The following is a 12,348-nucleotide window of genomic DNA, read 5'->3' on the forward strand; positions in this document are numbered from 1 at the left end:
TTATTCTTTAGTTGCGGGTATGCTCAATAAGCGTACGCCGTAAATTCCGGCTGTGGTTGAACCTGCTTCAGCTTCAAAGCGCACGGTTAGAATTTCATTAGTTGCGGCAAGTTCTTGCGGAATCGTATAATCGACTTCAAAAAAGTCATTGCCACGAGTTCCTTTTAAATGTGGTTCGGCAATTGTTGTCTCGTTTACCATAATCTTAAACTTGCGACCAGCGTCTTTACCAAAATAGGTCACACGCAAGGTTTTGGCCTTAGCTTCTTTATTTCTAAGATCGTAACTAAACCAACCTGCAGCGTCGCGCCAGTGCTTATTTTGATTTAAGCCACTGTTTGAATTTTCAGATAAAATTCCGTGATCAGACTCTGGTTGTTGTTCTCCCGGAGCCACAAAATCTAATGTGATCTCACGCAAATAAGCTTCTGCCTTTTGCTTTTCTTCAAGCTTGCGTTGCTCTTCAGCTAAGCCTTCAGGAGTTTGTTTTTTAAAGTAAATCGAATAGCGCTTCTCGTGAATTTTATAAAACGGCTGAAGCACCAAATCTGAATACGTTTCAGGGTAAAATAAATCTGGCGCTTTAAAGTGTAACGGCTCGCCTTCAACCGGTTTGATCTCATTTAAAAGATTTTCACCGCTTTCAGTAAGAAACATCGGCGCTTCAGTTAAAGGTAAAAATGGACCGTCTGCGATATGACCCCCTCGACTATCATCTGCAAAAAGTCCGTCTTGATTTGCTTCACCTGTCACTGCGGCCAAAACAATTGGACCGTATTTCACAGAAACATAGCCTGAATCATCAGGCAATTCTTCTAAACTTAAATGCATTGGCAATTCCATCTTAATGCGATCGCCATTTTTCCATTTGCGTTCTAAGGAAACATAAGAACCCGGAGTCGCATCTATTTTCTCTAGTTTATCATTCACATAAACCTTCAGTTCACCGGCATTTACCCATTGTGGATAGCGCAACATTAAAGTTGCCTTAGTTTTCTTTCTGCTATTCCAAATAAGTTCAGTTAATGCTTCTTCAGGAAAGTTTGTTTTTTGAGTAAGTGTAGCGTTTTTCTCTTCCCAGTTCACTTCCGAAGGAATAAACAAATTCACATAAAGTTTATCCTCTTTTTTGGCATAAATGAGTTCGTTATACTTGGTGTGATTTTCCATTCCCGAACCTACACAACACCAAAAACTGGTTTCCGGCTGCGAATACACGCGATAATGACCGGGGCGAATGGGCGTGAAATACACAAACCCGCCATCAGGGTTTTGAGAAGACAGAATGTGATTGTACAAACCGCGCTCGTAAAAATCTATGTAATGCTCTTCTGAAGTATCTTCAAACAAGAGTTTGCTCAACTTGAGCATATTGTAGGTATTGCAACTTTCTGGTCCTTGCTCGCTGCTCACCACCGATGAAAAATCATCAACGGGATTAAAATGCTCGCGCACGCTATTCCCACCAATGCTTATGGAACGCCGTGTTGTGACATTATCGAAGAAATTAGATGCGGCATCGTGGTAATCTTTAGCCTCTTCCAACTGACTGATGCGCTCAAAACCAATAAACTTAGGAATTTGCGTATTAGCATGCATTCCGGTTAATATGTCTTCATTTGCCGCTAGTGGTTTCAACAAAGCGTGCTGCGAAAAATCTTCAGCGAGTTTTAGGTATTTTTTATCGCTTGTAATTGCGTAAACCTCAGCAAAAACTTCGTTGAGTCCGCCGTGTTCTGAACGCAGCATATCTTGAATTTGCGCCTCACTTAGATCGGCTGTAATGTCCAGAAACCAATCGGTTAACTCAATGAGCATACGCTTTGCCTGCGGAAGTTCTGCGTGAATCCACGCGTCTTTTAAACCATTAAAGGTTTTATGGATGTTATACAGCGGCACCCATTTATCATTTAGACTGAAGCTTCCCGCGTTGATCTTTCCTGCTTTAATTTCCGCCCAAAGCGCATCGCTTCCGGGTACGCCACCAATGTAACCGTTCCCATTTGATTTTTGCACGCGATCTAATTCAGCTAAAGCATATTCAAGCATCTCTTTGGCTTTTGGATCACCGGTAGAAGCATAATACATCGACAATGCAGAAATATAGTGTCCTGCAGTATGGCCGTCGAGTCCTGTATTTTCCCAATTGGTGTAGGAATCCGCTTTAGGTTCAAGACCGGCTTCACGCAAAAACGGAGCGAGTAAGCGGTCTGCATCAAGCGCTTGTATGTAGTTAAAATCGGTTAATGCTGCTTCTTTAAAAACTCCGGATTCTACCGAAACCGCATTCAATGGAAAAAGCGAAACCTTCTCCTGCGCTTTGGCAAAAGCACTTAGTAGAAACAGACTAACAACAATATATTTCATTTTAATCAAGGACATTATCTTTTAAAGTTGGCCAGTCTTCAGCATCCCACTGAAGCTCAGCAATTTTTAATTTTGGTGCGCCATTATCATTAGCATCATACGCGTGAAAAATGATGTAATCCTTTCCGTCGAACGTGTAAGTACTGTTGTGCCCCGCGCCATACCAATTTTCATTTCCTTCGATGATCAAGGTTCCGCCACCGTTATTTAAGGCAACACCTTCTTTATCTACATAAGGACCGGTCGCGCTTTTAGATCGCCCAACCACTACTTTGTAGGTGCTGTTTTCACCGCGACAGCATAAATCCCAAGACAAAAACTCATAATACCAATCTCCTTTTTTGAAGATGAAAGGCGCTTCTAGCGCTGCATCTCCGGGATTGGCATCTGCCAGATCAAAAGAACGTTCCCGGCGCGCAATCGTATGCCATTCTTGCGGCTGCGCGATAGCTTTCAAATCCTCTGAAAGCTTTACCATTTTTAATCCTTCCCAAAAGGAACCAAATGCCAGATACGGCGTATCATTCTCGTCAAAAATCAAATTAGGATCAATGGCATTCCATAAATCGCGATTAGGAACCGACTGGATCACGATACCCTGATCTTCCCATTTGTAATTAGGATCATCTGCATCAAGGGTCGTATTGATCGTCAAACCGATGGCCGAAGTATTCTTTGCAAAAGCAGAAACCGAATAATATAAATAGTATTTGCCGTTGTGAAACGTAATATCCGGAGCCCAAATATGATTATTGAAATCTGCCGCAACATCATCTGCCCAAACCGGTTCTTCCGTAAATACTTGAGGTTCTTTTTCCCAGTTTTTTAAATCGGGCGAACTGAATACTGAAATTCCTCTTCCGGTGCAAAAGAGATAATAGGTATCACCCTGCTTGATCGCAACCGGATCGTGAACGCGGATGTCTTGTGCAAAAAGGCTGTTGAGAACTAAAAAACTAAAAAAGGTAAAGAGCGTTTTCATAGTTTAGTTTTCTGGTTGAATTCCTTCTGAAGTCATCACGATGCGTTTGATCGTCCCGTCTTCGTTGTAGTATAAACGATCTACACATACCGAACGGTGAAAACTACTACCGTGTGTTGGAATGCTTCCGTTATGATAAACGAAATACCACTTGTCTTTAAATTCAATAATCGACTGATGATTGGTATTGCTGTTACCCGCAACTTCATTTAAAATCCCTTTATATTCCCACGGACCGGTAATTGATTTTGACATTGCATAGGCGGTTTTCTCAGGAAAATCATAAGCATAAGAAAGATAATACCAGTCGCCACGTTTATGAATGTATGGTGCTTCAGTAAATTTAGGAAGGTCAACTGTCTGGATAGGACCGTCCATCTCGATCATATTGTCTTTTAACTTTACGTATTTACACACTTGATTTCCCCAATATAAATACGGAGTGCCATCATCATCAATAAAAACTGTTGGATCAATATCATCCCAACTAATTTTTGTTTGTGTGGTCATATCGTTAGTGATCAAAGCTTTGCCTATAGCGTCTTTCCAAGGTCCCTCCGGACTGTCTGCCACGGCTACACCAATTGCTTTACCGTGTTTTGACTCATTATGTTGAACCGTTACAAACCAGTAAAACTTACCATCCTTCTCCACCACTTCCGCAGCCCAAGCTGAATGAATTGCCCAGTCAAAATCGGTAGGTTTTAGCGGCACGGGATGTTCTTTCCAGTTGACCATATCATCTGAAGAAAACAGCAACCACTCATTCATAATGTAACGTTCCTGATCGTCTGGCGCCTGATCGTGACCGGCATAAATATACACACGACCATCGTGAACCAAAGCAGCAGGATCTGCAGTGTATTTGTCTTTTATAATCGGATTGTTATAAGAAGCTTCAAGCTCTTCAAAAAGTGCCTGACCACGTTCTACACTTACTTCTTCTGTTTGTGCTGTGGTTTTACAGCTTGTGAAAAGTGCAGCTGCTGCACAAAGTGAATAAAAATATCCTTTCATTTTAGTTTATTTTTTTGCCCCAAATGGCAGTTCCTTCATTATTTAATCCTGAAAGTAAAATGGTAGATTCTACTTCATTTTCCCAATCACGGCCACGTTCAACATAGAGTTTATCTACAAAGGTTCCGTCACCAAAATTTAAAGTTAACCAAGGTGCATCATAACTCCACACATCATTGGCGTTAGAATTGATACTTCCGTCAGCATTTAACGTGAGATCTATCGAGTTTTGAAAATCAGGATAGCGCTGTTCATCAGCATATCCCGGCGTAACAGTGTAACCAAAAATGATCTGCTCATAGTTTCCGACTAGATCCTCTTTGTTTATCGCTGTCTGTGCTACATTGGCAAAACGCTCTGGTGAAACAAGAGGCCAACCATCTTCGGTCCAATGGATTTTACGCACGTGCAATACCATAAAGAAACTATTTTCACCTGGTCTTCCTTGATGCGCCATATAATATTGACCACTATCATCTTTAAAAACGCCGGGATGCGAAACTCCTTGCCAACCTGAGTGCTCATCAAAACGATAAGGCGCCAGAATCATGGGACCGTTATCTTCTTCAGTGTTAATATCTAAACCATTATAATCGTAAAATGGCCCGTCTGGAGAATCGCTTCGGCCTACGCGCACGTTGTACTTGGTTTGCAACCAGTCGTAGGCAATAAACATATAATACTTGTTCTGATCTTCATTATAGATCACCTCGGGCCCTTCGATATTTCCGTTTACGATACCGTTAGTAAAACCGCGTTGTGCGACTCTACTGCCTTTATCTCCGGGATTTGCAGCCAGACCGGTTTCTGGATTTAATTTCAATTTGTAGATTCCATCGTAAGCAGAACCGTAGTAGAACCAATGTTCGCCTTCTGGCGTCACCACAACAGAAGGATCTATCGCATTGGTTTGCACGGCACCTCCAGGTTCTGAAGAAACCACTAAATCTTTTTCTACCCAAGGTCCTTCAGGATTGTCTGAAGTAGCAAGTCCCATCGTACTCAATCTTCCGGTAGATGAGGATAACGAATAATATAAACGATACTCCTCACCAACTTTCATCACATACGGCGCCCAAAGCGCTTGAAAAGGTGTCCCGCCTTTGCTTCTGATGTAGGCAGCCCCTTTTGCCGGTAACCCGCTAAAAGCCCAACCGATCCATTCCCAGTTGATCAAATCTTCTGATTTACGAATCTGGATTCCGGGACGCACTTCTGAACCAAAAGACACGTCTGTATTATAACAATAATACGTATTACCCACTTTGATCACCGAAGGATCGTGCACGTTATAGGGACCCCAGTTTGCAATGTTCTCAACGCCGGCAACATCATAATACGTATCTGTAATATTGTCTACCGTATAGACTTTTGCCGCTACAGGCTCCTCGGGCTCTTCAGGTTCTTCAGGAGACGTTGGTTTTTCAGGCTCTTCACCCGTTTCTTCAACCGGTGAATCTGATGAGCAAGAAATTGCCAATGCACACCAAAAGACAAAAAGCCCCTTATACAGTATACTTGTAATTTCTTTATTCTTTTTCATAGCAATAGGTTTATTTTCCTTCTAAAACCACTACCGAAAATGCCGGTAACGTAACTTCTAGCACACCTTTTTTAAATTTAAAATCCTTAAATCCTTCAGGCATGATATGCTCAGGGTCTTCAAAAGAATTGTGGTCCTGTAGTTTATCTGAAGCTAAAATTTCAGCAGAAAAATCTTTGATATTCAATGCGCTAAGATCGATGCTCACGGTGTTTTCTTTATGTGCATCTATGTTTACCAGCGAAATGTGCGTTTTGCCTTCAGCATCTTTTGAAGCCGAAGCTGAAATTGCAGGAAGCGTATCGCCATTATACTCATAATCTGGCGTATCTAAATCTAGCGGAATAAGCTGTGCATCGTGATGTACTGTGTACATTTTTAAGATATGATACGTTGGCGTTAAGATCATTTGCTCACCTTTAGTCAAAGCAACTGCCTGAAGTACATTTACCGTTTGCGCAAGGTTTGCCATTTTAACACGATCACTGTGATTATTAAAAATGTTCAAAGTTGTACCAGCGATCATCGCATCACGCATCGTATTTTGTTGATACAAAAATCCGGGATTTGTACCTTCTTGCACTTCGTACCATCCACCCCACTCGTCAACAACAAGATCTACTTCTTTCTTCTTGTCATATTTATCCATAATCGCCACGTGCTTGGTGATCAATTGATCCATAAACAGGCTCGACTTCATTGTGGTGAAATAATGATCTTCGGTAAAATCAACATCCGGTCCTTTCTTATTCCAATCAATTACAGAATAGTGATGTAATGCAACACCATCTAACAAGCTTTTAGGGATGTTTTTCATCAACACCTCGGTCCAGTTGTAATCTGCGCTATTCGCTCCAGATGCGATTCGGTATAAACCGGCTTCATTATTCCAGCTGCCCATAAATGTTGCATACTGGCGGTATAAGTTTGCGTAGAACTCCGGCTCCATATTTCCGCCACAGCCCCACATTTCATTTCCTACACCCCAATAGGTAACGCCCCAGGATTTCTCGCGGCCATTTTGTTTACGCAAGTCGGCCATCGGGCTTGTACCGTCGTGATTTACATATTGAACCCAATCTGCCAATTCTTTAACAGTACCACTACCTACATTTCCTGCCAAGTACGGCTCAGTTTCCAGTACTTCACAAAGGTTCAAGAAGTCGTGGGTACCAAAACTGTTGTCTTCGGTCACGCCACCCCACCACGTATTTACGATTGTAGGACGATCTTCTTGTGGCCCAATACCATCTTTCCAATGATACGTATCTGCAAAACAACCTCCGGGCCATCTCAGGTTAGGAATTTTGATCTCTTTTAAAGCTTCAATCAAATCATTACGTACGCCGTCTGTATTTGGAATAGGACTATCTTTCCCAACAAAAAAGCCATCATAAATAGAACGTCCTAAGTGTTCTGCAAAATGCCCATAAATATGTTTACTAATCGTAGGCGCATCCTTTGAAGGTTTTACGGTGATGGTCGCATCCTGAGCATTAAGCAACGAAACGCTGCAAAATGCAATTACAAATGCACCAATAATTTGTAGTTTGTTCATCATAATTGAATTATTTGGTGTTTAAATTGTGTGTGTTTGTATTTTTAAATTTAAAGGTCGTCAAGGTTTCACCGTTGCGGCCAACAAGTATCAAGTTGCTGTCCTTTGTTGAAACTTTCACTATACTTTTTGAATCTCCTGCCACTGTAAAACCAGATTTTTTACGAGATACTTCTGTAAAATTTCCATCTTTGGTATTTATCAAAGTCGTACCGAATGAAGCATCATAGCGTCCTCCATTGACTTCGGCACTATAATCATTACCTACTAGTAAAAGATCTGGAAATCCATCTTGGTTTAAGTCTTCGACTAGAATACTATTAACAGGTGCTAGCTGCACGGCATTTGGTAGTGGTAAAACTTCAAAACCCGTATCCTTTTGTTCTATAAAAATACTACGTAATTCTTTTGCTTCTAAGGTCTTGAAAGGAGTTTTTAAGAGCTGAAGCAACTCACTTGTGGTTGCTTGTGCAAATTTGTGATAATACAAGAAGTTCTTTTTCAATTGCGGCAACTGCTGGGTAAGTTGGTCTAGCGTTGCTATCGGAAAATAAGCACCTTCCTCATACTTCGAGAAGATAGGATCTACATAGCCATTGTTATCAAAATCGGCATAATCGACCTTTAATGCTTTATTTTGACCCGAATTTAGCATGGTATTTAATCCTATATTTCCTGCTACAAAATCTATATCTCCATCATTATCAAAGTCGGCTGCAGCAATGCTATTCCATAAACCTGTTGTTTTGCTCAGTCCGAGTGCTTCGGTTTTATTTTCAAACGTATTACCTGTATTTTCCAGTACAGTTATTGGCATAAATTCGCCCGCAAGAATGAGATCGATATTTCCGTCCTTGTTGTAATCACTAAAAGCAGCGTCAGTTACCATTCCCGCATTTTGAAGCAACGGACAAACCTCAGCCGTCACATCTACAAAATTTCCACCCTTATTTTTCAGAATATAACTCTCTGGTGTCGTCGGAAATTTCCCGGGAACGACGCGTCCTCCCACAAAAAGATCTACAAACCCATCGTTATCAAAATCTGCAGCTGCTACAGCATATGTGCTCGTAAGCATCTCCGGCAGTGGCTGCGCTACAAAACCTGAAGCGGTATTGAAATACAAGCGATCTTGATAAGCCTTGTGACCGGCATAGCGCTCAGATCCACCGCTGGTGACATAAAGATCTAATTTACCGTCATTGTTTGCATCAAAAATAACAGCCTCCCCATCTTCAAAAAGTTCTGTTTCCGGGAGTTCTTGCTTTTTAAAAGTGTAATCCTTTTGTTGATATAAAATAGTAGAATTTTCACCGTAGCTTCCGCCGATGAATACATCTTCGAGACCATCTCCGTTTAAATCTCCTACTGCCAGACTTGGACCTTGCTCTGAGTATTTATGCATAAGCAAAGGTTGTGTAGCATAATCGTTATTGAAACGGTCTTTATGCTCATAATCAATGGCTTCAACACGCGTTAAAAAACTAGCTTGATCAGTTGTATCTTGAGGAATATAATTTGCCTCATCATAAGATACTGTCAAGAGCCCATTGACTTTAATATTGCGTTCAATAGACTTTTTACCATCTGGCCATTGCACGATCAAACTGTCTATAGTTCTATGATCTTTCAATCCGAAGTGTAAGGTAGTACTCACCGTACTTTGAAAACCGCGCACCGGATTATTGACTCTTATCCTTTCAGTACTGCCTGAATAAACACGTACAGTTGCGCCAATTCCTTTTAAATTATTTTTTGAACCTTGTAGATCCACTTTTAAATAGTTAGTCTGCAGTCCTAAACTATCATTGAGGGTATTTTTATAAACAAAAGCCGGAGCGTTAATATTGCTTGCCATAAGGTCAAGATCCCCATCATTATCAAAATCGGCATACACCGCACCACTTGAAATAGAAGCTTCTTCAAAACCCCAGGCTTCAATATTTTTAGTAAATGACTGCCCATCTACATTTTTAAATGCATAGTTGGCTACTTTAATTGCCGGGCGTGTGGTTAGACAATCTTTAACTGCTTTTTGCAATTCACCACCACTACCAAAAGACGAACTTTTGCTTTCTCTGAATTTCACAAAATCCATATCGGTAATGTCTTTGCCAAAACCGTTTGTTATGTAAAGATCATTAAACCCATCGTTGTCAAAATCTGCAAGCAGTGGAGCCCAACTCCAATCTGTTTTATCTATACCGGCAAACTGACCTATCTCGCTATAGGTCCCGTCACCGTTATTATGCTGAAGCATATTACGCATATACTGATGCCCGTAGCCATAGCGCAAGGCAATCTGAAATATGTCGTAAGAATTTGCTCCAGACATTAATTTTCTTCGTTTTAAATCTTCGGGCAACATATCTACGGTAATTACATCTGTAAAACCGTCGTTATCAATATCTGCTACATCATTCCCCATAGAAAAGTGACTCATATGCCCAAAATATGTCAAGCCCTCTTCGTTAAATGTTCCATTTTGTTGATTTACATAGAGTAAATCTCTTGATAAGTAATCATTAGAAATATAAAGGTCTGGCCAGTTGTCGTTATTGGCATCTAATACCGAAACGCCTAATCCAAAACCTTCAAAAGTGATTCCGGCTTCTGCCGAAACATTTGTAAAAACCGGATGTCCCAGTTTCTCATTGTAATCATTGCGATATAAACGATCTGTGTTTCTTGCAGTTCCATTGGTCTGCATAGCTCTAACGCTAATCGCTGAATTTTCAAATCCACCACCGGTTAATAAATACATATCCAGATCTCCGTCCAGATCATAATCAAAGAATACGGCTTGAATGGATTCTCCCTGATCTGCCAAGCCATATTCTGCTGCAGCTTCAGTAAAAGTTAAATCTCCGTTATTAATGTAAAGCAGATTGGGGAACTCGCTTTTGTTCCCCATTCCGCCCACACTTAAATAAACATCATCATAACCATCCTGATTCACATCAATAACACTTACCCCGGTTGTCCACTTTCCGGAAGTATTTATACCAGAAGCAGACGTGATATCTTCAAACTTTAAAGCTCCTTTATTGAGATAAAGTTTACCCGAAGTAAGATTGCCACTGAAGAAAACATCAGGCAGGTTATCCTTATTAAAATCACCAACTCCTACTCCGCCTCCATTATAGAGATACTCATAATTGAGTATGTTGATCGAGTCGTTTGTGGTTATTGTATTCTCAAAATCAATACCTGTATAAGAAGCACTGAGACGCTCAAAGAGCGTCTCAGATTTTTTATTATCTGCACAAGAACTTACCACAAGGGCAAATACTAAAACAAATAGATTATTGATTTTCAACAGAAAGGATTTTATTGATTAGCTGAATTTCCTATCAAATTAGGGTTTCTATCTAGCTCATTCTGAGGAATAGGTTGAAACTTTCTATTTGATGAATAGGTAGCAAAATCAGAATCATTGTCCTGAAGCTCACTCAATTTTGCAGGATCATCTAAATAACCCCATCTTTTTATATCATACCAACGTAAACCTTCAATCGATAATTCAGTGATTCGCTCGTGATCTAACTGCTCCATAAATTGAGAAAGGTTATAACCTGCAAATTCTGCTTCACGATCCGGAAGATTCACGCGGTCTCTTACACGCTGAACTTGAGACGCCGCAAGAGGAATATTGCCTGTATTCGCTAAACATTCAGCATACATTAGCAAGACATCTGCAAAACGTATGATATGATAATTTATACCACAGGTAAAAGGATCTCCTCCTGTATTAGCCAACGTATACTTGGCAATGTAATTTTCATTTTGATCTAAGAAGAATTCTCTACCATAAGCTTGAGTCAAACCTTCTTCTGGAAGATAAGATAAGATTGTAGCAGGATATCTTGGATCTAGTTCGTCATCAACGGTTCTTTCTTGTTTCATTTCATTCACTAAGAATTGAGTAGGAAAGAAGTCGTAAAAATCTGCTCCAGAATATGTAGGTGCGATTGCAGAAAACTGTCTCCAGTTGACCGTAGGGTCTCCACCCCAGTTAAAGTCAACGTTTTGGCTTTGTGTAAATTCTGCCCAGAATATTCTACCCGGGTTAGCATTTTCTAGTGCCGGATCTTGAGAAAATAAATCCCCATAATTAGGCGCTAGATCATATACATTAGAATTTACTACGCTTTCAAAATACGGCAACGCTCCTTCGTAATCACCTTGATACAATTTAAGCTTACCCATTAATGAATTCGCAGCACCCAAAGTAGCACGCGCATCCTGACCAAAATCTGGCCAAGAAGGATCATCGTAATTTACCGGTAGTCGCTCAATTGCCATATTTAAATCTGCCTCAACCTGCGCATAAATATCTGCTTGAGTTGTTTCTTGATTTGAAGGGAAAAAACTTTCAGATCCTGATTGTACTTCTAACACCAGAGGGACATTATCAAAAATATTAGTAGCGTTGAAATAGGTCAAAGCTCTTAAGAAATAAGCTTGTCCTATAAGACGTTCTCTAAGCTCCGGATCAATATCCTCGATACGGTCTATAGCCGCAAGCGCTTGATTGGCTCTATTGATAACAGTATAAAAACCTAAATAGGCAATTTGTACATCTGGCTGTGTAGGAGGAATTGTAAAATTTGCAGTCCCGATCAAAAATGCCCACGGACTTCTTGATCTTGTTTCATCTCCTCTGGCATCATTAATTGCCGGAATCATTCTCTGATAATTCCCGTCTATAATAAGTCCATTATAAATGGCATCTACTGTAGCTTGGGCCTCTGCTTCGGTCTGATAATATTCTTCCTCAGCAAGCCTGTTTGTGTTCTCGATGTCTAGTTGATCATCACAAGAAATAAATGCGGTGATACCAACTACAAGAAACAATGATTTTATAAAATTTGTTTTCAT

At 40.5% G+C, this 12,348-nt stretch carries 7 protein-coding genes; all 7 read right to left on the reverse strand.

Features of this window, described 5'->3' with window-relative positions; translation table 11 throughout:
* Genes MED217_RS11430 through MED217_RS11460 form a run of 7 tightly spaced genes read right to left on the reverse strand, consistent with a single transcriptional unit; the run spans position 1 to position 12,348 of the window.
* The gene (locus tag MED217_RS11430) at positions 1-2,367 is read right to left on the reverse strand and encodes a glycoside hydrolase family 127 protein (protein WP_050759328.1); all 2,367 of its coding nucleotides are present in this window, start codon (positions 2,365-2,367) and stop codon (positions 1-3) included.
* 1 nt (position 2,368) lies between these two features.
* Positions 2,369-3,349 (reverse strand): arabinan endo-1,5-alpha-L-arabinosidase, encoded by a 981-nt coding sequence (locus tag MED217_RS11435; protein ID WP_009780684.1) that lies wholly within the window; start codon positions 3,347-3,349, stop codon positions 2,369-2,371.
* A 3-nt stretch (positions 3,350-3,352) separates the two neighbouring features.
* On the reverse strand, positions 3,353-4,366 hold the full coding sequence (locus tag MED217_RS11440; protein WP_009780685.1) for a glycoside hydrolase family 43 protein: 1,014 nt from the start codon (positions 4,364-4,366) through the stop codon (positions 3,353-3,355).
* A 1-nt stretch (position 4,367) separates the two neighbouring features.
* Positions 4,368-5,909: an arabinan endo-1,5-alpha-L-arabinosidase gene (locus tag MED217_RS11445; RefSeq protein WP_009780686.1), complete on the reverse strand. Its 1,542-nt coding sequence runs from the start codon at positions 5,907-5,909 to the stop codon at positions 4,368-4,370.
* Between the two features lie 10 nt (positions 5,910-5,919).
* Complete coding sequence (locus MED217_RS11450; protein ID WP_009780687.1) at positions 5,920-7,470, reverse strand: alpha-N-arabinofuranosidase; 1,551 nt, start codon at positions 7,468-7,470, stop codon at positions 5,920-5,922.
* 7 nt (positions 7,471-7,477) lie between these two features.
* Positions 7,478-10,786 carry a VCBS repeat-containing protein gene (locus MED217_RS11455; RefSeq protein WP_009780688.1) on the reverse strand — a complete coding sequence of 1,103 codons (3,309 nt, stop codon included), beginning with the start codon at positions 10,784-10,786 and terminating at the stop codon, positions 7,478-7,480.
* Positions 10,787-10,797: 11 nt separating this feature from the next.
* The gene (locus MED217_RS11460) at positions 10,798-12,348 is read right to left on the reverse strand and encodes a RagB/SusD family nutrient uptake outer membrane protein (RefSeq protein ID WP_009780689.1); all 1,551 of its coding nucleotides are present in this window, start codon (positions 12,346-12,348) and stop codon (positions 10,798-10,800) included.

This window comes from Leeuwenhoekiella blandensis MED217, assembly GCF_000152985.1.
Taxonomy (GTDB): domain Bacteria; phylum Bacteroidota; class Bacteroidia; order Flavobacteriales; family Flavobacteriaceae; genus Leeuwenhoekiella; species Leeuwenhoekiella blandensis.